General features: G+C 62.1%; 16 protein-coding genes and 1 tRNA gene. 6 read left to right on the top strand and 11 right to left on the bottom strand.

What is annotated here, in order from left to right:
• The first annotated feature begins 682 nt into the window (after positions 1 to 682).
• The 3 genes from groES (at position 683) to AXF13_RS04245 (ending at position 4,889) form a co-directional block, all read left to right on the top strand.
• The gene (gene groES / locus AXF13_RS04255; RefSeq protein ID WP_008684542.1) at positions 683 to 970 is read left to right on the top strand and encodes a co-chaperone GroES; all 288 of its coding nucleotides are present in this window, start codon (positions 683 to 685) and stop codon (positions 968 to 970) included.
• A gap of 42 nt (positions 971 to 1,012) precedes the next feature.
• Entirely contained in the window at positions 1,013 to 2,659 is a 1,647-nt protein-coding gene (groL, locus tag AXF13_RS04250; protein WP_008684543.1) for a chaperonin GroEL, read from the top strand.
• Positions 2,660 to 3,083: 424 nt separating this feature from the next.
• The gene (locus AXF13_RS04245; RefSeq protein WP_062251770.1) at positions 3,084 to 4,889 is read left to right on the top strand and encodes a methyl-accepting chemotaxis protein; all 1,806 of its coding nucleotides are present in this window, start codon (positions 3,084 to 3,086) and stop codon (positions 4,887 to 4,889) included.
• A gap of 78 nt (positions 4,890 to 4,967) precedes the next feature.
• On the opposite strand, the gene AXF13_RS04240 is transcribed toward AXF13_RS04245, so the two are convergent.
• From AXF13_RS04240 to AXF13_RS04225, 4 genes are all read right to left on the bottom strand, one after another.
• Positions 4,968 to 6,746, bottom strand: coding sequence for a formate--tetrahydrofolate ligase (locus AXF13_RS04240; protein WP_062251769.1), 1,779 nt, complete (start codon positions 6,744 to 6,746; stop codon positions 4,968 to 4,970).
• A 143-nt stretch (positions 6,747 to 6,889) separates the two neighbouring features.
• Complete coding sequence (locus tag AXF13_RS04235; protein WP_062251768.1) at positions 6,890 to 9,184, bottom strand: FAD-dependent oxidoreductase; 2,295 nt, start codon at positions 9,182 to 9,184, stop codon at positions 6,890 to 6,892.
• A 21-nt stretch (positions 9,185 to 9,205) separates the two neighbouring features.
• The gene (locus tag AXF13_RS04230) at positions 9,206 to 10,837 is read right to left on the bottom strand and encodes a glutamate synthase-related protein (protein ID WP_062251767.1); all 1,632 of its coding nucleotides are present in this window, start codon (positions 10,835 to 10,837) and stop codon (positions 9,206 to 9,208) included.
• Positions 10,825 to 11,931 carry a class II glutamine amidotransferase domain-containing protein gene (locus tag AXF13_RS04225; protein WP_062251766.1) on the bottom strand — a complete coding sequence of 369 codons (1,107 nt, stop codon included), beginning with the start codon at positions 11,929 to 11,931 and terminating at the stop codon, positions 10,825 to 10,827. Before AXF13_RS04225 ends, AXF13_RS04230 begins: the two co-directional genes overlap by 13 nt.
• A gap of 682 nt (positions 11,932 to 12,613) precedes the next feature.
• Between AXF13_RS04225 and AXF13_RS04220 the strand changes: the two genes are divergently transcribed.
• A complete protein-coding gene (locus tag AXF13_RS04220) occupies positions 12,614 to 14,353 on the top strand; it encodes a methyl-accepting chemotaxis protein (RefSeq protein ID WP_062251765.1) in 1,740 nt (579 codons plus the stop codon).
• 108 nt (positions 14,354 to 14,461) lie between these two features.
• On the opposite strand, the gene adhE is transcribed toward AXF13_RS04220, so the two are convergent.
• From adhE to AXF13_RS04190, 6 genes are all read right to left on the bottom strand, one after another.
• On the bottom strand, positions 14,462 to 17,080 hold the full coding sequence (adhE, locus tag AXF13_RS04215) for a bifunctional acetaldehyde-CoA/alcohol dehydrogenase (RefSeq protein WP_062251764.1): 2,619 nt from the start codon (positions 17,078 to 17,080) through the stop codon (positions 14,462 to 14,464).
• 186 nt (positions 17,081 to 17,266) lie between these two features.
• Positions 17,267 to 18,493: an LL-diaminopimelate aminotransferase gene (locus tag AXF13_RS04210; RefSeq protein WP_062251763.1), complete on the bottom strand. Its 1,227-nt coding sequence runs from the start codon at positions 18,491 to 18,493 to the stop codon at positions 17,267 to 17,269.
• Between the two features lie 16 nt (positions 18,494 to 18,509).
• Complete coding sequence (gene dapF, locus AXF13_RS04205; RefSeq protein ID WP_062251762.1) at positions 18,510 to 19,379, bottom strand: diaminopimelate epimerase; 870 nt, start codon at positions 19,377 to 19,379, stop codon at positions 18,510 to 18,512.
• Between the two features lie 358 nt (positions 19,380 to 19,737).
• The gene (locus AXF13_RS04200) at positions 19,738 to 21,930 is read right to left on the bottom strand and encodes a glutamine synthetase III family protein (RefSeq protein WP_083521947.1); all 2,193 of its coding nucleotides are present in this window, start codon (positions 21,928 to 21,930) and stop codon (positions 19,738 to 19,740) included.
• 33 nt (positions 21,931 to 21,963) lie between these two features.
• Positions 21,964 to 22,302, bottom strand: a complete 339-nt coding sequence (locus tag AXF13_RS04195; protein ID WP_008684566.1) for a P-II family nitrogen regulator — start codon at positions 22,300 to 22,302, stop codon at positions 21,964 to 21,966.
• A 26-nt stretch (positions 22,303 to 22,328) separates the two neighbouring features.
• Positions 22,329 to 23,537: an ammonium transporter gene (locus AXF13_RS04190; RefSeq protein ID WP_062251761.1), complete on the bottom strand. Its 1,209-nt coding sequence runs from the start codon at positions 23,535 to 23,537 to the stop codon at positions 22,329 to 22,331.
• Between AXF13_RS04190 and AXF13_RS16455 the strand changes: the two genes are divergently transcribed.
• Complete coding sequence (locus AXF13_RS16455; RefSeq protein WP_150116068.1) at positions 23,488 to 23,880, top strand: hypothetical protein; 393 nt, start codon at positions 23,488 to 23,490, stop codon at positions 23,878 to 23,880. The genes AXF13_RS04190 and AXF13_RS16455 overlap by 50 nt on opposite strands.
• A gap of 203 nt (positions 23,881 to 24,083) precedes the next feature.
• Here AXF13_RS16455 and AXF13_RS04180 read toward each other — a convergent pair whose 3' ends face one another.
• Complete coding sequence (locus AXF13_RS04180; RefSeq protein WP_223299970.1) at positions 24,084 to 25,709, bottom strand: sigma-54 interaction domain-containing protein; 1,626 nt, start codon at positions 25,707 to 25,709, stop codon at positions 24,084 to 24,086.
• Positions 25,710 to 25,869: 160 nt separating this feature from the next.
• On the opposite strand from AXF13_RS04180, the gene AXF13_RS04175 reads away from it, so the two are divergent.
• Positions 25,870 to 25,946, top strand: a tRNA-Glu gene (locus AXF13_RS04175).
• The last annotated feature ends 32 nt before the right edge of the window (positions 25,947 to 25,978 follow it).

Here is a 25,978-nt window from a genome sequence, read left to right as displayed (position 1 = left end):
AAAACCCTCAGGCAGGCTTACGGTGCCGCTTGCGGAACAGCAGCGTATGGGAATACCGGAATTTTTCAGTATGCCTATGTCATTTTTGATGGCATCAACGGAAACGGAACAGTGTTCTGAAAGTTCTCTGAGCGTGCCGCATCTGCCATGCAGCAGCAGAAGTATAATTTCAAGAAGACGCCTTACTTGCATTTTTCTGTCTCCTGATGCGTTTTGCGCTGGAGAGAATGTGCGGGAAAATTCGCATGGAACAGGGCGGCTTTTTTCATAGGCAACGTACCTGAACTGTGAATGGTATCCCAGGGACGGAACGGATGCAATTTCCCTCATCGGCAACGGCCGGGAAGAAAACAGCGGATTTTTTGACCGGCGCGCCGGGAGCGCAATGCGCCGACCGTTACGGAGCGTCCATTGAGGCTCGCTGAAGCGAAAACGGAGGCAGGCGTTAACCTGTTAAAATAAAATAATTTTTAAATTTTACAGGAAAAAAATTAAAAAAAAATCGCTTCAGCCCCTTTTCAAGCCGCCAGACTGTCTTATCTGTATGCCCGTGTGGGGCGGTGCAACGGCACAACGCCCGTTGCGGCCCATTACGCGCAATATTTCCGGCGCGTCCGCTGGTTCGGCCGCCGCCCGTGCCCGTAAGGGCAATAAAAAAACTTTTCCGGGAGGATTTGACGTCATGAAGCTGAAACCCCTCAACGACCGTGTGCTGGTCAAGCGCCTTGAATCTGAAGAGAAGACCGCTGGCGGTCTGTACATCCCCGACACGGCCAAGGAAAAGCCCTCCAAGGGCCAGGTTGTGGCCGTGGGCCCCGGCAAGATCGCGGAAAACGGTTCCCGCGTCGCCATGGCTGTGAAGAAGGGCGATGAAGTGCTCTTCAACAAGTATGCCGGTACGGAAATCAAGCTGGACGGCGTCGACCACCTTGTGATGCGCGAAGAAGACATTCTCGCCATCATCGACTAATCCCGATCTCTGCCGAATCACCATCCAGGAGGAACTCTGAAAATGTGCGCTAAAGAAATCTTTTTTGACGTTAAAGCTCGTGAAAAACTCGCCCGCGGCGTGGACAAACTTGCCAATGCCGTTAAAGTCACTCTCGGCCCCAAAGGCCGCAATGTCGCTCTTGAAAAGTCCTTCGGCGCGCCCGTCATCACCAAAGACGGCGTGACCGTGGCTAAAGAAATCGAACTGGACGACAAGTTTGAAAACATGGGCGCCCAGCTCGTGAAGGAAGTGGCTTCCAAGACTTCCGACGCCGCCGGCGACGGCACCACCACCGCCACCATTCTGGCCCAGTCCGTATACCATGAAGGCATCAAGCTGGTGGCCGCCGGTCGTAATCCCATGGCTATCAAGCGCGGCATCGACAAGGGCGTGGAAGCCCTGATCACCGAGCTCGCCAATCTGGCCAAGCCCACCCGCGACCAGAAGGAAATTGCCCAGATCGGCACCATTTCCGCCAACTCCGACGCCACCATCGGCAACATCATTGCCGAAGCCATGTCCAAGGTGGGCAAGGAAGGCGTCATCACCGTTGAGGAAGCCAAGGGCCTGGAAACCACCATGGATGTGGTGGAAGGCATGCGTTTCGACCGCGGCTACCTCTCCCCCTATTTCGTGACCAACGCCGAAAAGATGATCTGCGAGATGGACAATCCCTACATCCTCTGCACGGAAAAGAAGATCTCCAGCATGAAAGACATGCTGCCCGTGCTTGAGCAGGTGGCGAAAGTCAACCGTCCGCTGATGCTCATCGCCGAAGACGTGGAAGGCGAAGCCCTGGCCACCCTGGTGGTCAACAAGTTGCGCGGCGCCCTTCAGGTTGTGGCCGTGAAAGCCCCCGGCTTCGGCGACCGCCGCAAGGCCATGCTTCAGGACATCGCCGTCCTCACTGGCGGCCAGGTGGCTTCCGACGACACCGGCACCAAGCTGGAAAACATGACCCTGGCCGACTTGGGCACCGCCAAGCGCGTGGTTGTTGACAAAGACAACACCACCATCGTGGACGGCGCCGGCAAGAGCGAGGACATCAAGGCCCGCGTGAAGCAGATTCGTGCCCAGATCGAAGACAGCACCTCCGACTACGACCGCGAAAAGCTGCAGGAACGCCTGGCCAAGCTGGTGGGCGGCGTGGCCGTGGTGCATGTGGGCGCCGCCACTGAAGTGGAAATGAAAGAAAAGAAAGACCGCGTGGAAGACGCCCTCAATGCCACCCGCGCCGCCGTGGAAGAAGGCATCGTGCCTGGCGGCGGCACCGCGCTGATCCGCGTGTCCAAGGTCCTCAACGACATCAAACCCGCTGACGACGACGAACTGGCCGGTGTGAACATCATCCGCCGCGCCATTGAGGAACCCCTGCGCCAGATCGCCCACAACGCGGGCTTCGAAGGTTCCATCGTGGTGGAAAAGGTCCGCGCCGGCAAAGACGGCTTCGGCTTCAACGCGGCCACCGGCGAATACGAAGACCTGATCAAGGCCGGCGTCATCGACCCGAAGAAGGTGACCCGCACGGCCCTGCAGAACGCCGCTTCCGTGGCTTCCCTGCTGCTGACCACCGAATGCGCCATCGCTGAAAAGCCCGAGCCCAAGAAGGACGCCCCGGCCATGCCCGGCGGCATGGGCGGCATGGGCGGCATGGACGGCATGTACTAAGCCGTTCCCCGCTGCGGGCTTTGCCCGCATTGCTTTGAATCAGACAACAGCTCCCTCCTCACGGCGGGAGCTGTTTTTTTATGACCCGCGCTTGCCCACAGAAAAGCGGCACTGGAAAAATTTGTCCGAAGGGCTTAAGATAATTTTAATTATACCGACAAATACATATGTCCGCCCGCATACGGGCATTTGCATATCCGCCGCAGGCCGCCCTTTGCATGGCCTGCGGCCTCTTGCAGATAAGGCCAGCATCACTACGGATGACGAAAGCAAGAATAGGCTGAAGGCAGCGCCGACTTTGAAAATGCCAATTTTCAAAGTTAACCTGCTCTTAGGACGGAACGCCTGTCCAGCGTTCCTTGGTTGGTTGCCGCCGGTTGGCATGAACAGATGCGCGATACGGATGCTAGGGAGGAGAACATCCATGAATGTCAGAATGTGGATCATCGTACTGTGCGGCATCTTTCTGCTGAGCATAGGGACATTGTTCACCGCCAATTTTCTAATATCGCAGCGGGTATTCAATGATGTCACCATGCCGCAGATCACCGACGCCCTGCGCCAGAAATATGAATACGGCGTGAAGAGCGCGGTGGAAGTGGAAGCGCAGAATCTGGCCAATCGACTCAAAAACGTCTCGGACAAGAAAGAACAATACGCCATCATCGAGCAACTCACCGACTATCAGCGCTTTTTCCCCAATAACGAAGGTTACTACTTCACCTACACCACCGGCGGCATGCGCATCAACGTGCCCATCAACAAATCGTTGAACGGCAAGGATTGCAGCAACCTCAAGGACGCCAACGGGTCGCTTTTTGTCCAGGAATTCATTAAAGCGGCCAAGGCCGGCGGCGGCTTTGTGGAATATACCTTTGAAAAACCCGGCGCGGGCATCCAGCCCAAACTGAGCTATGTCTGCCTGATCCCCGGCACCGATGTTCTGATCGGCACCGGCGTGTACATTGACAGCGTGCAGGCCGAGCAGCAGCGTATCGCCGCCCTGGTGACCGAAAGCAATGATCGCTATGCCATGTATCAGGCCTGGATCTGCCTGGGCATCGTAGCTCTGATGCTCCTTGTGGCCTGGTACGTGACTCGGGTGATCTGCTCGCCCCTGCGCCAGCTGACCGGCGCGGCGGATGAAGTGGCCAAAGGACGGCTTGACACGAAAATCAATCTGGATCCGCGTTGCCCGCGCGAAATCCGCGCTCTGGATGCCTCTCTGGGCCAGATGATCGGCAATCTGCGCGAACGCATTGACGAGGCCGCCCGGAAAAGCGAAGAGGCCACCGTCGCCGTGGAAGAGGCCACTGTCGCCCAGCGCGAGGCGGAGGAAGCCCGGCAGCAGGCCGAAAGCGCCAAAAAAGACGGCATGCTGGCCGCCGCCGGTCAACTTGAAGGCATTGTGGAGATTCTTTCCTCGGCCTCCACGGAGCTTTCGGCCCAGATTGAACAGTCCGACCAGGGCGCGCATGAAGCCGCGGGGCGCGTTTCCGAGGCGGCCACGGCCATGAACGAAATGAACGCCACCGTGCAGGAAGTGGCCCGGAACGCGACCTCCGCTTCGGCCGCTTCCGCCGACACCAAGGAAAAGGCCCAGGCCGGTTCCGCCATTGTGGAAAAGGCCGTGCACGGCATTGAGCAGGTACGCCAGCTCTCTCTTGAGCTCAAGGACGACATGGGGCAGCTCAACGAGCATGCCCAGGCCATCACCCAGATCATGAACGTCATTTCAGATATTGCCGATCAGACCAATCTGCTGGCCCTGAACGCGGCCATTGAAGCGGCCAGAGCCGGGGACGCCGGGCGCGGCTTCGCCGTAGTGGCCGATGAAGTGCGCAAGCTGGCTGAAAAAACCATGGCCTCCACGAACGACGTGAGCAACGCCATCCGAGCCATTCAGGAAAGCACATCCAAGAGCATGGCCTCCGTGGACAACGCCGTGCGCCGGATTGAAGAGGCCACGGACTACGCCAACCAGTCCGGTTCGGCCCTGGAGGAAATCGTCGCCACGGTGGAGGTCACAGCCGACCAGGTCAATGCCATTGCCACGGCCAGCGAGGAGCAGTCCGCCGCCAGCGAAGAGATCAACCAGACCATCCTCCGGGTCAACGACATGGGGCGGCAGATCGCCGAAGCCATGGGCGGAGCCTCCAAGGCCGTCACAGATCTGGCCGTCCAGGCCCAGAAGCTCACCGACCTGATTCAGGACATGAAGCGCGGCTAAGCCCGAAAATGCTATGAACGACAAAACCCCGGCAGAGCGTTACGCTCTGCCGGGGTTTTGCGTGGCTGGATAATACCCCTAAAAAAGACCGGTCACCCTGCCCGTGTTCACATCCACGTCAATGTTGCGGAACGAGGGGTGCGAACCCGTGCCGGGCATCAGGCTGATGTCGCCGGAAACAGGGCAGACCAGACCAGCGCCGCCGAACAGCAGCACATCGCGCACATGCAGCCGCCAGGAGGCGGGCACGCCCTTGCGGGACGCATCATCGGACAGAGAGTACTGGGTCTTGACCATGCACACGCCCAGTTCATTCACGTCGGGCCGTTCCTGCAAGGCCTTCAGACGCTGGGCCGCCAGAGGCTCGAAATCCACGCCGTCGGCTCCGTAAATTTCGCGGGCGATGCAGGTAATCCGCTCGGTGAGGGGCAGATTCCAGTCATAGAGCGGCGTGAAATGCCGCTTGCCGGAATTGCAGGCGTCCATGACCGCGTCGGCCAGTTCCAGCGCGCCCTCGCCGCCCTTTTTCCAGTGTTCGGACACGGCCACCCGGGCTCCCGCCGCTTCGCAGATGCGGCGGATGGCGGCGATTTCCGCCGGGCTGTCGGTATGGAATTTGTTGATGCAGACCACGGAGGGCACGCCGGAGCGGCGTACAATGCCGATATGGTGCAGCAGGTTGACGCAGCCCGCTTCGACCAAGCCCACGTCCTCGCGGGTGTAGGCTTCGGGCAGGGGGCGGCCGGGCCGGGGCTGGGGCGCGCCGCCGTGGCTCTTGAGCGCCCGCACCGTGGCTACAATAACCGCCGCATCGGGCGTCAGGCCGCTGTAGCGGCATTTCAGGTTCCAGAATTTCTCGTAGCCCATTTCCGCCGCAAAACCGGATTCCGTCACATGCACGTCGCTGAGTTTGAGGCCCACCCGGTCCGCGATGACCGAACTCTGGCCCAGGGCGATATTGCCGAAAGGCCCGGTATGCACCAGCACGGGCTGGCCTTCAATGGTCTGGATCAGATTGGGTTTGACCGCTTCCACCAGCCAGGCGGTCATGGCCCCGGCCACTTCCAGATCCGCCGTGGTCACGGGATTGCCGTCGCGGTCAAGAGCCAGCACCATCCGCCCCATGCGCTCGCGCAGGTCGCCCAGGTCGCGGGCCACGGAGAGAATGGACATGACTTCCGAGGCCACGGTGATGTCGAAATGCGAGCGCATCATGAAACCGTCATTGCGGCGGCCGTCGCCCTCAATGCCGATGATCACGTTACGCAGGGCCTGGGCGCAGAAATCCATAACCCAGCCCGTGCCCACCCGCGTGGGGTCCACATTCAGACGGCGCATGCCCGAAAGACGCGCCAGGGTGGCGTCGTCGTAATTGCGCTCGTGCTGCATGCGCGCGGTCAGAGCGGTCATGGCCAGATTGTGGGCCGCGCCCACGGCATGAATGTCTCCGGTGAAATTAAGCGAATACGGCGTCAGCGGGATGCACTGGGACAGGCCGCCCCCGGCGGCCGAGCCTTTCATGCCCATGGTGGGGCCGCCCGAGGGCTGGCGGATGGCCGCCGAGGAGCGCAGTCCGCGCCGGGCCAGACCCTGGACCAGGCCAATGGTGGTGGTGGACTTGCCCTCGCCCAGCGGCGTGGGCGTGATGGCCGTGACGTCCACGTATTTGCCGTCGGGCCGCCCGGCCAACCGCTCCAGCACGGCCTGCTGCTCGATTTTACCCATATAGTGCCCGTAGGGCAGCAATTCCGAGGATTCCAGGCCCATTTCAGCGGCCAGGGTTTCCACTGTCTTCATGCGAGATTCGGCATCCTGCGCGATTTTCCAGTCAGGATTTTTGGTGGGATCAAGCGTCATGGGATCTCCTTGAAATATGAACTAGCCGGAATGTACGGTCCGCGCCAAAACCCGTCAAGGCGGGAAACCAGAGGCGCGCGGCACGGAACAGGCCCGGAGCTTCGGCTCCGGGCCTGTTGTGAAAAGGCGGCTGCCGCAGCGACTCAGGAAAGATCGCAATTGGGCCGCATGCTCCAGATGCCGCAGGGGCAGACGCCCGCGCAGATCCCGCAACCGATGCAGCGCGCCGGATCGGAGACATACTCAAAGCCGCCGCTCAGCGCATTGCGGTCAATGGCCTTTTCCGGGCAGGACTTGAGGCACATTTTGCAGTCCCGGCAGGTGCCGCAACTGACGCAACGCGCGTGATCCTCCAGGGGCCGGGGCAGTTCTCGGCTGTGATATTTGGCAAAATAGGCCGTATGCAGCCGCTGGGCGGGCACTTGCTCCCTGAGCTCGGCCGCGTACCTCTCGCCGCGCAACCAGGCGTCGGCGGCCAGGGCGGCTTGGCGGCCCGTGCCGATGGCGTGGGCCAGAAGGCCGGGCCTGATCACGTCGCCCACGGCGAACACGCCGTCCATGATGCTCAGATCGGCCTTGGGAACCAGCCAGTCGCGGAACTTCTCCGGCCCTTCGGGCAGATAGGAAAGGTCCGGCGATTCGCCGATGGTGATGATGACCATCTCGCCGGGGATCAGCGTGCCGTCCCGGGTGATCAGGCCCTTGTCCGTGATCTCCCTGGTCTGCACCGGCCAGGCCAGCCTGCCGCCAAGACTTTCAATATGGGCGATCTCATGGGCGAAGGCCGCGGGCCGCTGCACGTCGATGCAGGTCACCTGACGCGCGCCCATGGCAAAGGCTCCGGCCGCCGCATCCATGCCCGCGTTGCCGCAGCCGATGACCACCACGCTTTCCGGCACCTCGGGTTTCTCGCCCCGGTTCACGGCCTTGAGGAAGTCGATGCCGCCCACGATTTTTTCATGCCCCGGCCAGGGGAGAACGCGCGGCACATGGCCGCCCGTGGCCACAATCAGGGCATCGTGCTTTTTACGCAGTTCTGCGAAGCGCTCGGCGTCCACCGGGCAATTGGTCACAAAATGGACGCCCATGTCCTCAATACGCTTGAGTTCCTTGAGCAGCAAATCATGATTCAGGCGCTCGCGCGGGATGACCTGCTCCAGCTTGCCGCCCATACGGGCATCCGCCTCATAGACCGTAACCTCATGACCCATACGGGCCAGCTGCCAGGCCGCCGTGAGGCCGCCCACGCCCCCGCCGATGACGCCCGGATGTTTGCCGCTGCGCGTTGCCGGCTTCTCCAGCCTGATATCCTCTGAACAGGAGCCCAGTTTGCCGATCCGCACAGGGCTGTCCAGTTCGTTACGCGTGCAGCCCTCCATGCAGGGATTGGGGCAGACGCCGCCGCAGACCGAGCCCGGAAACGGCGTATAGTCCAGCACCAGGCGGCAGGCCTCCTCCACCCTGCCTTCACGCAGCAGGTTGAAGCGGCGCTGGCTGGGGATGGAGGCCGGACAATGAAATTCGCAGGGCGCGGCAAAGCGGGCGTTTTCCCACACGGGCACACGCAGGCGGCACTCCCCGCGCGCCACCAGACCGTTGACCGCGAAATCATCGGGACAGACGTCGCTGAAAATACCGTCCTTGACCCATTCCGTGGCCCGGAACTGAGCAAGGCTGGGGATTTCCTCGTGCTCCCGCTCCTCAAACGGCAGAGGTTCGATTTTTTTCCAGTGTTTCCAGACCGAGAGCTCCCGCCGCAGCCTGGGCCGGTCGATGGCCGCAAGAAAATCATCCAGCCCGGCATCGAGCCAGGCCACGTCGCCGTCATCCAGAGGACGCACCCGCACGTCCGGCGGCAGAGAGCCCAGCGGCCCGCGAAAATAGACCACGCCGCCCACCATGCCCACGCAGGGCCGCTCGCCCAGCACCGAGGGCAGGGTCTGACTTTCGTACCCGCAGACCACGGCCCTGCCGCCGCCCATAAACTCAAAGGAAAAGCTGCCCACGCTCTTGAGCACCCAGAGTTCCGGCGGCTCGTAAAGCGGATCGTGCTTCATGAGCGAGCCGGAGCGCGTGCCCGCCCGGCCCCCGATATAAATGCGCCCGGCCGCGGCGCAGTGCCCGGCCGTGTCTCCGGCGTCGCCGCGCACCACAATGCGCCCCCCGGCATTGAGCCAGCCCACGTCGGCCGGGGCCGGCCCTTCCACCAGTATTTCCGTGTCCGGCAGACACATGGAGCCCACCCGCTGGCCGGGATTGCTGACCGTGAAGCGCAGCTTTCTGCCCTCCCGGTTCCAGAGCGGGCCGCCGATGTCGTGCTGGCCCGAGGCCTGAATATGAAAATCAGTCTCGCCCCGCTCCACCGCCGCCTCAAGGGACAGCAGCAGATCCTGGGTGGACATGCGTTCGTGATCGTGCACCGTGCTTACACGCAGCATATTCCATTCCTCATCGTATGGTTAGCAGGCATACTGGATGCCCAGCTTGTCGGCCACCGCCCGGTCCATGGAGACCAGGGCGTCGGAACGCCCCACCGGCAGGGAGCTGTTGCCCACCGGGGCCAGCAGTTTGCGCAGTTCCGCGTCAAAAGCCAGCATGTAGTCCACGATGTTCTGGGCCCCCCGGTCCACGTCCAGGCGTTTGACCAGACGCGGGTCCTGGGTGCAGATGCCTGTGGGGCATTTGCCCGTATTACAGGCGTTGCAACGTCCGTGCTCGTTGCCCACGCAGCCCAGCAGCTGGATCAGGATCTTGCCCAGAATCACGCCGTTGGCCCCCAGGCAGATCATTTTGAAGGCGTCGGCCGCCGCATTGCCGGTCATGCCGATGCCGCCGCCCGCCCAGAGGGGAATCTGCCCCTGCAGGCCCTGGGTCACGGCGGCCTGATAGCAGTCGCGCAGCTTGGAGACGACAGGATGGCCCGTGTGCTCCAGGGAAACCTCGTTAGCCGCGCCGGTGCCGCCCTGGATGCCGTCAAGGAAGAAGCCGCCGCAGATCTTGTAGGGATCGCGCAGCAGATTGTTGTAGACGGACACCGAGGTAGCCGAGGCCGCGCACTTGATGGCCACGGGCACGCGGAAGCCGAAGGCCGCGTTGAGCGAGAGGTGCATTTTCTGCACCGACTCCTCAATGGAATACAGGCCCTGGTGGTTGGGCGGGGAATGCAGGGTGGCCTTGGGCACGCCCCGGATGGCCTGGATGTGCGGGGCCACCTTGGCGGCGGGCAGAAGCCCGCCGTCGCCGGGCTTGGCCCCCTGGCCGATCTTGATCAGCACGCCCGCCGGGTCGGTCTTCATGCGGGGCATGGCCTTGATGATGCGGTTCCAGCCGAAATGGCCGGAGGCGATCTGCAAAATCATGTACTTGAGCCGGTCCGACTCCAGCAGCTTGATGGGCATGCCGCCCTCGCCCGAGCTCATGCGCACGGGCATGCCGCACTTCTCGTTGAGATAGGCCGTGGCCAGGGCCAGAGCCTCCCAGGCCCTGGTGGACAGCGCGCCGATGCTCATGTCGCTGAAAATGGCCGGATAGATCCAGCGCACCGGCGGAGTGCGCCCGTCGAGCACCAGGCTTTCGCCGTCCACGCGCAGGGGCAGTTCCCTGGCCAGCATGACGCGGCCCAGAGGCGAGCGGATGTCAAAGGTGTGCCGCTCCGAATCCAGGGCCGGGTCGGTCATCTGGCTGATGCGTCCCACCACGACGGCGTCCAGGGTGCGCGGCGTGGCGAGATTGCTGCGCCCGCCGCGCTTGACCGGGCCGTGGGCGCGCGCCAGCACGGGAAAGCGGTTGTCCGGATTGCGCACCGGCCGAATGGCCCTGTTGGGACAGACTTTTTCGCACATGCCGCAGCCCACGCAGGCCTGTTCGATGCGGGTCTTCTGCCTGATCACGGGCAGGGCGAAATGCTCGGCCGCGGGCTCGGGAAAGGCCTTGCGCGAAACCGTCACGCTGCGGTGCGAAACCCCGGCCTCAATGGCATTGAAGGTGCACGCCGCCACGCAGGAGCCGCACATGGTGCAGCGTTCCGCGTGGTATTCGATGGTCCAGCGCAGATCGTTGACGCTGACGTCCTGGGTTTTTACTGATTCCATCGCCGCACCGCCAGATCGTTGTCGATGACCACCATTTCCCGTTCATGGGGGTAAATGTCCAGAGCCGGATCGCGGTCGGGCAGAACGGCGTTCAGCCCGCAGACTTCCGAGGCCACGGCCACCATGTTGTCGTCGCCGCCCACCACCACGGGCCGCAGCTTCTTGGAATCGCAGCAGGCGATCATCCGTCCGTCGGGCAGCAGGCCGATAACGGCGTTGGGGCCGTTGATCTCCAGATGGGCCAGGGATTCACGGATCAGGCCGAGCACCTCGCGGTCCGCGCGCTTTTCCGCCTCCACAAAGGGCAGGGGCGTAATCACGTGTTTATAGTAGGTGATGGGCCAGTGCAGCTCATGCAGCACGTAATGCAGGGTGTAAAGGAAGTTCTGCGAGTCGGACTCAAAACCGATGTAGCCCCGGTGCAGGGACTTCTGGAACTCCTTGTTCTTGGTGAAAAAGGTATTTTCGCCGTTGGCGCAGAGGGTGTAGCCCTGCAAAAAGAAGGGATGGGCCGCGTAGCGCACAATGTCGTAATTGGTGTTCTGGCGGCACTGGGTCACGATGTTGCGGGCCGTGAGACGGCCGTCGTCGTTCCAGAGCCGGAAATAGGCGGCGATGTCCGCCGGGTCGCCGATCTCCTTGAGGGTCAGCACGTCGGGCCAGAAAGAATAGACGAAACCGTTGTCGCCCTCGTCCAGCAGGCTGCGCAGGGCCAGACGGGTGTCCAGCAGCAGCTCTTCACGCGCCTCCCGGCCGCGGTAACGGTAAATTTCGGGATAATCGTAGTTGCGGAAGACATAGCGCGGCATGGCCTCGATTCTCAGGCCCGGCCGCCTGTCCACCTCGGGCACCCACTGGGCCACCTGCACGAAACCCTTTTCCTCCATGTAATCGTTGACCAGCTGCACGCCCTGCGGGGTGCAGGCCAGCGACAGCAGAGGCTTGTCCTTATAATGGCTGAAAACGCCGCCCAGATCCTGCATGACCATGGCAAAACCCGAATTGTCGTGCCCTTCCTGCTGGGGCAGCATCAGATTGAGCGCCACGGAAGGATGCACCGGCGTCCTGCTTTTGACGGAACCGATTCTACACATAGTTTTCCTACCTCGAAAAAGCGCCACAGCCGCGGGCCGGTCCGCAATACGCGGCCCGCCGTAACGCTGGCATAAGCTCCCGGGTAAGGGGGGGCGTGGATTCACACGGCTTCGCGGCCGCTCCGCAAAGGAGGCGCGAACGTCTGTCGCCGGAGCTCCGGCTGGCCGAACACGGTCCGAAAAACCGTGGAAACCGTTCTGGCGACAGTTTCCGGCCTATAAAGGGGGGGGGAGAAATAATTCTGCAACAAAGTGAATTGATGGGCAAGCGGAAAATAGACTTCCACCCTCAAGAAATTTCATGCTTGGACTTAAGAAGTAAAATAGTCTACCGATAAGCAGTACATGCTCTGCGTGGCGCTGAAAGTACGCCCTGAAGCCTGATGCGGACTCACGTTTCGAGTTGCTCTTTACCCGGAGGAAATCATGTTCATCTCACACGTCTCTACTCTCTCAAGAGAGAGAGAGAGAGAGAGAGAGAGAGAGAGAGAGATTAACTAGTCTTCTGGTTCTTTTTTCATATCCGCGAAGCCAATGCCGGAAAATCTCCGGCATTGGCTTCGCGTCGTTTTTACAGCTTTCGGTTTCCACCGCCGTTGCCCGCAGAGCCGGAAACGCGTCGATCTGAAAAAAAGCATGAGGAACCGCATCGGCAATTTACAAACGCAAAAGGAGTGAGGAGATGAAGCTGTCCAGTAAAATTTCTTTGGGCATGGGGGTGCTGACGATACTGGCGGGCATCCTGGCCTGCTACCTTCTGGTGCAGATGGACGAGATCAATGAAAACGTCACGGAACTGGCTGACCAAAAGATGCCCATTCTCGACCTGATAGGCAAACTCAACGGCGACGTGCCCCAGCAACGCATTGTGGAAATCCGTCATATTTACAGCACGGACAATGCCGTAATGGCCGCGGAGGAAAAAACCCTCGAAAAATGGCGGGAAATAGTCAACGATGAAATGGAAGAACTCGACAAGGCCATCTATGTGCCAAACGCCCGCGCAATTTTCAACCGCCTGAAAGCCGCGCGTGGAGCCTATCGTGAAGTCTCCGCACGCCTGCTTGACCTTTCGCGTCAAAACCATACCGAACAGGCCGTGGTCCTGCTCAATGACGAGTCACGCCAAAAATTTGATGCCTTCAGCGCGATTCTCAAGGAACTGTCGGACGTCACCCTGGCCAATGCACGGCAGACCAGCAAGGACGGCGACGAGAAGTACGAGAGCTCCCGGGCCATCGGCATCATCCTGACCCTGGCCGCCATATTTATCGCCCTTGCGCTGACCTGGCTGATCGTGCGCAACACCGTGCGCCAACTCGGCAAGGACCCCGGCGAGCTGAACGCCATCGCCCACCGCGTGGTGGACGGCGACTACAACGTGGACGACGGCGGCAAAAAGATGGGCGTCTATGGTTCCATTGTGGAAATGGTCAACGCCCTGAAAACCAACATTGAAAACGCCCAACGCGAGTCGGAAAACGCCAAAGAACAGTCCCGCAAAGCCCAGGAGGCCATGGAACAGGCCGAAGCGGCGAGCACGGAAGCGCAAAGCAAGACCGAGGCCATGCTGGTGGCCGCCGACAAGCTGGAGCAGGTGGGCAGTGTGGTCTCCTCCGCCTCCACCGAACTTTCCGCCCAGATCGAGCAGTCCGACCGGGGCGCGGCCGAGTCCGCCCAGCGCCTCTCCGAGGCGGCCACGGCCATGAATGAAATGAACGCCACAGTCCAGGAAGTGGCCAAGAACGCCGGTTCCGCTTCGGCCGCCTCCGCCGAAACCAGGGAAAAAGCCGAAGCCGGGGCCCAGGTGGTGGAAAAGGCCGTGCGCAGCATTGACCAGGTCCACCAGATGTCCCTGGAGCTCAAGGACGACATGACCCAGCTCAACGAGCACGCCCAGGACATCACCCGGATCATGGGCGTGATCTCGGACATCGCGGACCAGACCAACCTCCTGGCCCTCAACGCCGCCATTGAGGCCGCCCGCGCGGGCGAGGCCGGGCGGGGCTTTGCCGTGGTGGCCGACGAGGTGCGCAAACTGGCTGAAAAAACCATGGCCTCCACCAATGACGTGGGCAACGCCATCAAGGCCATCCAGGAAAGCACGGCCAAGAGCATGACCGGCGTGGACAATGCCGTGGAGCGCATCGGTGAAGCCACGGAACTGGCCAACCAGTCCGGTCAGGCTTTGCAGGAAATCGTGGCCACTGTGGAAGCCACCGGCGACCAGGTCAACGCCATCGCCACGGCCAGCGAGGAACAGTCCGCCGCCAGCGAGGAGATCAACCAGTCCATCGTCCAGGTCAACGACATGTCCCGCCAGACCGCCGAGGCCATGGCAGAGGCCGCCAAGGCCGTGTCCGACCTGGCCGCCCAGGCCCAAGGGCTCACCAATCTGATCCAGGAATTGAAAGAAGCGTAACAGCAAGTTGCGGCCGGGGACAGCGCATCTCCTCCCCGGCCGCGCCGTTATCGGGCGTGCCCCGATGTGGTGGGCATCAGGGCACGCTTCAGTCAGGGCACGGTGTTGTTACGCCAGCGACGCCAGCGGCTCGCCGTAATAGGCCTTACGGTACAACTCCTTCAGTTCCGCTATCAGCGGATAGCGCGGGTTGGAAACCGTGCACTGGTCGTCAAAAGCCTGTTCGGCCATCTCATCCAGCTTTTGCAAGAAATCGGCTTCCGCAATGCCCGCTTCGCGCAGGGACGCGGGAATGCCCAGATCGCGCTTGAGGGTTTCAATGGCCCGCACCAGGCGAGCCGTTTTTTCCGCGCGCGCCTCGGGCCCGTCCCCTTCCACGTCGTCGGCCAGATGCAGCATGTCCGCGATGCGGGCGTAGCGGCCCTTGACCCAGGGGTATTTGTACTGGGGCAGCATGCCCTGCTTGGTGGGCGTGTCCGTGGCATTGTACTCGATGACGTAGGACAGCAGAATGGCGTTGGCCAGTCCGTGCGGCAGATGGAAGCAGGAACCCAAGGTATGCGCCAGGGAGTGGCAGACGCCCAGGAAGGCGTTGGCAAAGGCCATGCCCGCCATGGTGGCCGCATAATGCATCTTTTCGCGCGGGATCAGCCGTTCCTCGCCGCCCGCGTAGGAGCGGCGCAGATATTTGAAGACCAGGCGCACAGCCTCCATGGCCTGGCCGTCGGCGAAATTGGTGGCCAGCGTGGAGGTATAAGCCTCAATGGCGTGGGTCAGCACGTCCAGGCCCGCATTGGCGATCAGCGAGGGCGGCAGGTCCATGACGAATTCCGGGTCCACAATAGCCATGTCCGGGGTCAGGGCATAGTCGGTGAGCGGATATTTGACGCCGGTGCGGTTGTCGGTGATCACGGCAAAGGGCGTCACTTCAGAGCCGGTGCCGGACGTGGTGGGAATGGCCACCATCACGGCCTTTTTGCCCAGATCCGGGAAGGACACCACCCGCTTGCGAATGTCCATGAAGCGCAGGGCGATGTCGTCAAACTTGATGTCCGGCACCTCGTAGAGCAGCCAGATGATCTTGGCCGCGTCCATGGGCGAGCCGCCGCCCAGCGCAATGAACATGTCCGGCTGAAAGGCGTTGACCATATCCAGGGCTTTCTGGGCCGTGGTAATGTCCGGATCGGGCTGCACGCCGGAAAAGACGCGTACCTCCATGCCCATGTTTTCCAGTACCTCGCTCACCTTGCGCACGTGCCCCAGCTGTTCCATGGTCGCGTCCGTGATGATGCAGGCCCGGCGGCGGTCCTTGTATTCCTCCAATGCCGGACGCAGCGCCCCGAGCTTGAAGTAGATCTTGGGCGGCACGCGGAACCAGAGCATGTTTTCACGGCGGCAGGCCACGGTCTTGACGTTCATGAGATGCTTTACCCCGATGTTTTCGCTGACGGAATTGCCGCCCCAGCTCCCGCAGCCCAGCGTCAGGGACGGAGCGACGCGGAAATTGTACACGTCGCCGATGGCTCCCTGCGAGGCGGGCATGTTGACCAGCACCCTCCCGGTGGTCATGGCGTCCTCAAAGGCCTGGATATGCCCGGCGTTGCTTTCGCGGGTATAGAGCACCGAGGTATGCCCGGCCCCGCCCAGCAGCACCAGGCTCTGGGCCGTGTCCACGGCGGCCGGAAAATCCGGCACGCGGTAAAAGCCCAGCACCGGCGAAAGTTTTTCGTGGGCAAAGGGATCGTCGGGCCTGACCGCCGGGCGTTCGGCAATGAGCACCTTGGTGCTTTCCGGCAGGCTGATCCCGGCCATCCCCGCGATGCGCACGGCGGACTGCCCCACAATGGCGCTGTTCAGCGCGCCGTTCACAAAGATGGTTTTGGCCAGGGCCTCGCTTTGCTCCTCGTCGGCGAACCAGGCGCCGCGCCGGATGAACTCCTCACGCACGGCGTCGGCAATGGCGGCTTCGACCACCACGGTCTGTTCCGAGGCGCAGATCATGCCGTTGTCAAACGTCTTGCTGAGCAGGATGGAATTGACCGCCATCTTGACGTCCGCCGTGGCGTCGATGATCACCGGCGTGTTGCCCGCGCCCACGCCGATGGCGGGAGTGCCCGAGCTGTAGGCCGCATGTACCATCCCCGGCCCGCCGGTAGCCAGGATCAGGTTGACGCCCCGGTGGCTCATGAGGTGCTGGGTCAGTTCCGGCGAGGGTTCCTCCAGGCAGTCGATGATGTTTTCCGGGGCCCCGGCCTCCACGGCTGCCTTCAGAATGATCATGGCCGCCGCCCTGGTGCTGCGCCTGGCGCGCGGATGCGGCGAAAAGATGATTCCGTTGCGGGTCTTGAGACAGAGCAAGGCCTTGAAAATGGCCGTGGACGTGGGATTGGTGGTGGGCACAATGCCCGCCACCAGCCCCAGGGGCGCGGCTATTTCGCGATAGCCGGAAACCGGGTCGTCCTCAATGATCCCGCAGGTCTTGCTGTCTTTATATTTATTGTAGACGTATTCCGAGGCAAAGTGATTCTTGATCACCTTGTCCTCCAGAATGCCCATGCCGGTTTCCTCCACGGCCATTTTGGCCAGGGCGATACGCTTGGAAGTGGCGGCGGCCGCCGCGTGGTGGAAAACGGCGTCCACCTGTTCCTGGTCGTAGCGGGCGAAAACGGCCTGCGCGGCGCGGACGCGCTCAATCATGGCGTCCAGTTGTTGTGTGCTCGTGGTCATATCTGCCTCAATGCGTTGCGGTTCAGATGTTAGCTTCATTCAATATACTATAAGCACTCTGCCCTGCCGTGGCGAGCCGGGCAAGGGGGCGGGTCCGCCTGTTCCCCTGAAACGCGGCACGAAAAAAGGGGAGGCTGCCCTCCCCTTTTTTCGCATCTCGTCCGTTGCCGCCACCAGAAGTTGTTTCTAGCGCAGTTCGCGCATACGACGGATGGCTTCTTCCGTATCCTCAAGCGACCCGAAGGCAGTCAGACGCACATACCCTTCGCCGCTGGCGCCGAAGCCCGCGCCCGGCGTGCAGACCAGGGCCGCAGAATGCAGCAGATGGTCGAAGAAGCCCCAGGAATCCATGCCCTTGGGCACGCTCACCCAGATATAGGGGGCGTTGACCCCGCCGAAGACTTCCAGGCCCATTTCCTTCATGGCCGCGCTGAGCAGAGCGGCGTTGCTCTGATAGCCCTTGATCACGCCCTCGATCTGGCTGCGGCCTGCCTGGCCGTACACGGCGGCGGCGGCGCGCTGCACGATGTAGGCGCAACCGTTGTACTTGGTGCACTGGCGGCGGTTCCAGAGGCCGTTAAGCCCCACCTTGCCGCCCTTGCCGTCGCTGACCCGCAGGGCCTTGGGCACCACGGTGTAGGCGCAGCGCAGGCCCGTGAAACCGGCGGTTTTGGAAAAGCTGCGGAACTCCACGGCCACTTCCTGCGCGCCCTCCAGCTCGTAGATGCTGTGCGGCACGTCCGGATCGCGGATAAAGGCCTCATAGGCCGAATCAAAGAGGATCACGCAGCCTTCGCGCCTGGCGTAATCCACCCAGCCCTGCAGGGCCGCGCGATTGAGCACGGTGCCCGTGGGATTGTTGGGATAGCAGAGGTAGATCATGTCCGGCCGGGTCTTGGGAAAGTCCGGCACGAAGTCGTTGGCCTTGACGCAGGGCAGGTAGACAAGCCTGTTCCACTGCTTGTTGACCAATTCCCCGGCGCGCCCGGCCATGACGTTGGAATCCACATAGACCGGATAGACCGGGTCCGTGACGGCCACAATGCTGTCCTGGGCGAAGAGCTCCTGAAAATTGCCCACGTCGGACTTGGCCCCGTCGCTGACGAAGATTTCGTCCGGGCTCAGGCTCACGCCGCGAGCCTTGTAATCATACTCCATGATCAGATCGCGCAGGAAATCATAGCCCTGTTCCGGGCCGTAGCCGTGAAAATGCGCGGCGTCGCCCATTTCGTCCACGGCCTTGTGCAGAGCCTCGACGACCGCCGGCACCAGGGGTCGCGTCACATCGCCGATGCCCAGGCTGATGACCCGGCTGTCAGGGTTGGAATCCTTGAAATCCGCGACCTTGCGCGCGATGTCGGCAAAAAGATAATTGCTCTGGAGCTTGAGAAAATTCGTATTGATCGTAACCATGCCGTCCTCGGTATTGTCAGATGAAATAGACGCCGTCAAAAACGGCCACAGCGCCGCCCGTCATATAGACGTGGTCGTCGCTCTTGTCCCAGTCGATATGCAGCACGCCGCCCTTGAGTTCCACGTCCAGCGAACGCCCCGTATGGCCGTTGAGCACGCTGGCGACCGCCGCGGCGCACGCGCCGGTGCCGCAGGCCAGGGTTTCACCCGCGCCGCGCTCCCAGACGCGCATTTTGATTTTCGTGGAGGAAATCACCTCCACAAATTCCGTATTGGTGCGTTTGGGGAAAATGGGATGGTGCTCGAACAGCGGACCCAGCTTGGGCAGATCCAGATCGTCGATGCCCTGCATGAAAACCACGGCATGCGGATTGCCCATGGATACGGCGGTTACCGCGTATGTACGTCCCCCCACCTCCACGGGCCGGGCGATAAAGCGCTGCGGATCTTCGCCCTCGGTGAGCGCCGGGGCGAGCACCACGGGGATGAGATCCGGGGCAAGCACGGGCTCGCCCATGTCCACGGTGGCCCCGCGGACCTCCCCGGCCTCGAAGAGCAGGCGGATGATCTTGATGCCCGCCGCCGTTTCCAGACGGATGACGTCTTTGTTGACGATGCCGTGATCGCGCGCGTACTTGCCCACGCAACGGGTGGCATTGCCGCACATTTCGGCTTCCGAACCGTCGGCGTTGAACATGCGCATGCGCAGATCGGCCACGCCCGAGGGCAGGATCAGCACCAGGCCGTCGGAGCCCACGCCGAAATGGCGGTCGCTGATCCGTTTAGCCAGCTCGCCGGGGTTGTCCACCCGTTCCTCAAAGCCGTTCACGTAGACGTAATCATTGCCGATGCCCTGCATCTTGGTGAAACGCAATCCCGCGACCATATAGTGACTCCTTCCCTTCCGGCGGCGCGCCTTACGCCGGTTCCGCCGAGAGGTTCATTCAGTAAGAATAGCTGTTTTTTATAGATTGAAAAATACTGAAAGTAAAGACAGGCACGTTTGTTCCGCCGCCGCGCGCGGGAAGCGCGGTCCGGCGGGTCCGGCTTGCACGAGGACGCCAGGGGCGGGAAGCCGCCAGACTTCCCGCCCCTCCGCGCCACGCTGTGCCGTCCGTTGCGGCGGACAGGCACAAAGGCGGCGCGTCCCGCACTATTACAGCCACGGGGGCCGGAGACAGGGCGATTCATCTTCCCCCCCGGGATGCGACCGCCCCTCCCCAACACTCAATCCGGAATCCCACCTAGTGCGCCCAGAGCAGCTCAGAATACTTGGGCAGCACCCACAGGCTGTCCTCCACCAGCCTTTCCAATGTGTCGGCATGCGCGCGGCATTCGTTCATGGCGGTCAGAATGCCGTCGCGCGCTTCCCTGGCCTGTTCCAGAGCGCCTTCGACACTCCGGGTTTTTTCCACGGCCTTTTCCAGCTTGTCCACGCCGGCCCGCAGGGCCGTGATATGGGTACGCAGAAGATTGAAATATTCCTCCTCGCTCCTGGCTGACGTGTCGCCCAGCACGGCGCGGGTCTTGATCACCGCGTCGGCGGCCCTTGCCTGGGCTTCCAGGCACTGCGGCAGCACCATGGAGCGCAGCATGTCGGCCATCAAATGGCCTTCAATAAGGAGAGTCTTGCCGTAATTTTCCAGCAGTATTTCCTGGCGGGCCAGAATTTCGCGCTCGCTCAGGATGCCGTGCCGCAAAAAGACGTTCATCACCTCCGGGTCGCTGTAATGTTCCAGCGCGGTCACGGTATTGTTGTGGTTGGGCAGCTTGCGTTCGGCCGCTTCCACGGACCAGGCCTCGGAATAGCCGTTGCCGTTGAAGACCACGGGCATATGCTCCCTGAACAGCCGGGGCAGCAGCTCCCGCAGGGCCGCATTCAGCTCCGTGCCCGCGGAAAGCGCGGCTTCCAGTTCGGTGGCGATGTCGTCCAGGGCGCAGGCCACGGCGGCATTGAGCGCGATGTTCACCGGAGCCACGGACTGCGAGGAGCCCACGGCCCGGAACTCGAACTTGTTGCCGGTAAAAGCGAAGGGGCTGGTGCGGTTGCGGTCGGAGAGATCCACGGGCAGGGGCGGCAATGTGGAAACGCCCACCTCCATGAGCGGGCTCTTTTTGTTCCTGGCGTGGCTGCCGTGGATGATGCCGTCCAGCACCTCGGTGAGCTGCTCGCCCAGATAGACCGAAAGAATGGCCGGGGGCGCTTCATTGGCTCCCAGGCGGTGGTCGTTGCCCGCGCCCACGGTGCCCAGGCGCAGGGCCGTGCCGTGTTTGTGCACGGCGCGCAGCACGGCGGCCAGAAAGACCAGGAACTGCGCGTTGTCCTGCGGCGTGGTGCCTGGGTTGAGCAGATTCTGGCCGTCGGAATCGCACATGGACCAATTGTTGTGCTTGCCGCTGCCGTTGACACCGGCAAAGGGCTTTTCGTGCAGCAGACAGACGAAACCGTGCCTGCCCGCCATATGCCGCATCATGTTCATGATCAGCATGTTGTGGTCGCAGGCGATGTTGGCTTCCTCATAGACCGGCGCGATTTCAAACTGGCCGGGGGCCACTTCGTTGTGGCGGGTCTTGGCCGGAATGCCCAGGGCCAGCAGTTCGTTTTCCACGTCCTGCATGAAACTCATGACCCGTCCGGGGATGGCCCCGAAGTAATGGTCCTCCATTTCCTGGCCCTTGGGCGAGGGCGCGCCCAGCAGGGTGCGGCCCGCCAGCATGATGTCCGGACGCAGGGCGGCCAGGTTTTTGTCCACCAGAAAGTATTCCTGCTCCGGCCCGACCATGGCCCGCACATAACCGGCGGACGTGTTGCCGAAGAGCTTCAGGATGCGCAGGGCCTGCCGGGACAGGGCGGAAATGGAGCGCAGCAGCGGAATTTTGCGGTCCAGGGCCTCGCCGGAATAGGAATAAAAGTAGGTCGGAATGTGCAGGGTCGCGCCGTAGGGGCCGGGAATGATGAAGACCGGAGCCGAGGGGTCCCAGGCGGTGTAGCCGCGCGCCTCAAAGGTGGAGCGGATGCCGCCCGACGGAAAGGACGAGGCGTCCGGCTCGCCGCTGATCAGCATTCTTCCGGAAAATTCGCTGATGACCTGCCCTTCGGCCGTGGGCGAGAGAAAAGCGTCGTGCTTCTCGGCGGTCAGGCCGGTCATGGGGTGGAACCAGTGGGTATAGTGGGTCGCGCCGCGCTCAATGGCCCAGTCCTTCATGGCGTTGGCCACCACATCGGCGATTTCCGGATTCAGGCGCTCGCCGTCGCGGATGGTCTTGACCAGCTTGCGGTAAACGTCCTCGGGCAGGCGCTTGCGCATCACGGCTAGGCCGAACACGTTGCGTCCGAAAATCTCGCCCGCCTCGTGCGCCCGCTCCTCCCGGCAGGAAGGAACCACCGGCTTTGCCTCAACAGCCTTGAACACCGCCTTTTTACGGGGGGAACTCATCGTATTGTCTCCTTTCCGGTTTGCTGGCCGCGTCTAGAGCGCGTCGTTGCCGCGCTCGCCCGTGCGGATGCGCACCGCATCCAGCACGTCGCTGATGAAAATCTTGCCGTCGCCCACCTGACCCGTGCGGGCCGTGGCCACCACCGCGCCGAGCACCCGTTCCAGAGCCTCGTCGTGCAGCACCAATTCAATCTTGATCTTGGGCAGGCAGTCCACCTGCATGGTGGTGCCCCGGTAGACTTCGGTATGCCCGTGCTGGCGGCCGAAGCCCCTGATTTCCGAATAGTTCATGCCGTGAATGCCCAGCTTTGAAAGCTCGTCCTTGACCTTGTCGAACATGCCGGGCCGGATGATGATTTCCAGTTTCTTCATGACAGACTCCCTTTGCCGCTTACGGCTTACAGCGAGTAGCCGCGTTCATTGTGTTCGCTCAGATCCAGGCCGGTATACTCCGCTTCGGGAGCGACCCGCAGGCCCACGGTGGAATCCACGATGCCGAGCAGGATGCGGCTGACCACATAGACGAAGGCCCAGGTGCCCAGCACGGAGACGAACTGCACCCAGAGCTGATGCGGATTGCCGTAGAACAGGCCGTCCACATTATTGATGGCCGCGCTGGCGAAAAGGCCGGTAGCCAGCGCGCCCCAGGTGCCGCCCAGCCCGTGGATGCCCACCACGTCCAGGGCGTCGTCATAGCCGAACCTGTTCTTGAGCAGCACGCCGCCGTAGCAGACCATGCCGCCGATGAAGCCGATCAGCATGGCGGGCAGCAAGCCCACGAAGCCCGCGCCGGGCGTGATGGCCACCAGACCGGCCAGAGCCCCGGAAACAGCGCCCAGGCTGGTGGGCTTGCCCGTGCGCTTCCACTCCGCCAGCATCCAGCCGAGGATGCCGCAGGCCGAGGCCAGATGCGTGGTCAGCAGGGCCTGACCGGCCAGAGGACCGGCGGACAGGGCGCTGCCCGCGTTGAAACCGAACCAGCCGAACCAGAGCAGGCCGCCGCCCAGCAGGGTGAAAGGCAGATTATTGGGTGTGAAGCTCTGCGGGCCGGTGGACAGGCGGGGCCCCAGAGCCTGGGCGCAAGCCAGCGCGCCAGCGCCGGAGGCCATGTGCACCACCGCGCCGCCCGCGAAGTCCACGGCACCCATTTTTGCCATCCAGCCGCCGCCCCAGACCCAATGGGCCATGGGCGCATAGGCGAAGATCAGCCAGAGACCCGAAAAGAGCAGCATGGCCGAAAAGCGGATGCGTTCGGCGTACGCGCCGGAAATCAGGGCCACGGTCAGGACCGCGAACATGCACTGGAAGGCCACAAAAACGGTATGCGGCAGATTGGAGGCGGCCGGAGCGGCCGTGCCCTCAACCCCGTTCAGAAAAAGGTAGGAAAAGTTACCGATCACGCCGCCGAGGTCATCGCCGAAGGCCAGGGTGTAGCCCACCAGGGCCCAGAGCACGGTGATCAGCCCCAGGCTGGCGTAACTGTGCATGTGGGTGGAAAGCACATTGCGCGCCCGAACCAGGCCGCCGTAAAACAGGGCCAGCGCCGGGGTCATCAGCATGACCATTGTGGCGCAGATGATGACAAAAGCCGTATCCGAAGCGTTCATCCCAAACTCCCTTGTGGCCGCTGCCGCCCGCAGATTTCGTCGCTTCGCCTTCCCGGGGACGGCAAGCGTTCGGAATGCGCGGCGGCCTATCCGGCCGGACAAAAACTCCGGGGATGGAACCGGCGCCGTGTTCTTCCCCAGCGCGGCACATGCCGCGCCTCCTGTTGTGCTCCAAGGCACAATCCATGCCAGAGCCGCAAAGCAGAAGGATCAGACATATACTATCCTAATTTTGCAGATTATTTTTAGTTCCTCGAAAGAGACGGTTGCGAGCTTCACCGGCAAACAGGCCATCTTTTCTACAAAATTGTCGAAAAAAAGAATCGGCTCTTCCACCGGGTAAACCGAAGGAAGAACCGATTCTTTAAAAATCATGTAAAATCAGTATATTATATCTATAATTTCAAAATCGACATTTTTGTCGTTTTTTACATCAAAATTGTTTGAACAATCAATCCCTGCACCGTTTCCAATGAGAAACGGCGAATCTCCCGGCTGTGCCGGCGCACCGGCGGTCCGTTTCAAAAAATAACATTTTTGTCGATTTTATGAAATCATACTGTCAGAGGCGGGCGGCGCGCCCTTCCGAACCGGACGGAAGGCTTTGTAACTGATGCCGTATTTTTTCAGGCGCAGGGCCATGATCCGCTCGGTCAGGCCCAGGCTTGCCGCCGCCCTGCCGATCTGCCCTTGGCTGGATTCCAGGGCCTCCACAATGCAGGCCCGTTCCAGTTCGTCCAGACGCTCCCGCAGACTGCCCGCGAAACCGGGCCGGATGACGCAGCAATCCGTGGCGTCCCGGCCTTCGTGGATGCTGTGCAGGGACGGCGGCAGATGCTGGGGCAGCACCAGGCTCTCGCGGCCCAGAAGCAACGCGGCGCGCTCCATGACGTTCTCCAGCTCGCGGATATTGCCGGGCCAGGCGTAACGCTGGAGCATATCCATCACGGCCAGGGAAAGGCGCACGTTCTTCCGTCCGTTGGCCGCGGCGAATTTTGCAATAAAATGACCGGCCAGGGGCAGGATATCCTCGGGGCGCAGGCGCAGAGGCGGCAAAGAAATGGGAAAGACATTCAGGCGGTAGAACAGATCACGGCGGAAGCTCCCCTCCTCCACCATCCGTTCCAAGTCGCGGTTGGTGGCGGTGATGAAGCGCACGTCCACATGTCTGGTTTCCATGCCGCCCAGGCGTTCAAAGCTGCGTTCCTGCAGAACGCGCAGTAATTTGGCCTGGGTCATGAGAGACAGCTCGCCCACTTCGTCCAGAAACAGCGTGCCGCCGTCCGCCAGTTCAAAGCGGCCCTTGCGGGTGGCACTGGCTCCGGTGAAGGCCCCCCGCTCGTGCCCGAACAGCTCGCTTTCAATAAGATTTTCCGGCAGGGCCGCGCAGTTGAGCGAAATAAAGGGCCTGGGCGCGCGGGCGCTGGCCGCGTGAATGGCCCTGGCCGCCAGTTCCTTGCCCGTGCCGGATTCGCCCTGCAAAAAAACCGTGGTCGCGGACGGGGCCACCTGAGCGATCTGGGCGTAGACCTTCTGCATGCTTTCCGAATTGCCCACAAAGCCCCTGGGCCGCAGGGAGGGGCGGTTTTCCTCATCCATGCGGCCCTGGGTTTCCAGGGCCGCGTGCCCCAAGAGGGTCGCAATGATCAACAGCAGGCGCACCTCGTCTTCCAGGGTGGCCGCGTCGGCCAGGAGATGATCCACGGAAAGCGCGCCCACCACCTGATCATTGAGCCGGATAGGCACGCAGATAAAGGAGATGCCCTCCTTTTTCAGATCGCGCGAACGGGTTTTGTTCAGAAAAAGCGGCTCTTGGGAGACATTGGAAATATACATGGGGCGGCCGCTTTCAATGACCCGGCCGGTGATGCCCTCGCCGCGCACGTAGCGCCCGCGCCGACACTCGGCGGGCTTGAGCCCGTAGGCGGCTTCCGTGCGGATTTCGCCGGTCTGCGGCGACACCAGAGTGATGGCACCGCGCATCATGTGCAGATGCCCGGCCATCAGGGCCAAGGCCTTGTCCAGGGCCTGGGCCACGTCGCCGGCGTCATTCATGACCCGGGCCAGCTCCAGCAGCAGGCGAAGCTGGCTTTCACAGTGCGCGGCAACGGACTCCGGCGACAATGCCGCTTCTGCGGCAAACGGCAAAGAGGAAGGTTTGGCGCTGGGCATGGCGGAAAAATACCCCAGGCCGCACGGCCTTGCAATGCCGCCGTTGCGGGCCGCCCTGCGGCCGCTTCACCCGCCGCCGGATACGGCTTCCGCACGGCCGGTCGCGCCGCGATGTACGCTTGACACGGTACCGGCTTTCCTTTACAAGGGCCTCTCACCCGTCCCCATCGTCTAGCCGGCCCAGGACAACGGCCTTTCACGCCGTCGACAGGGGTTCAAATCCCCTTGGGGACGCCAAAGAAAATCAAGCACTTACATAAAAATGTGAG

Origin of the sequence: Desulfovibrio fairfieldensis (assembly GCF_001553605.1) — a bacterium.
GTDB classification, from domain to species: Bacteria; Desulfobacterota; Desulfovibrionia; order Desulfovibrionales; family Desulfovibrionaceae; genus Desulfovibrio; species Desulfovibrio fairfieldensis.
This window is presented reverse-complemented; position numbering and strand designations above follow the sequence as displayed.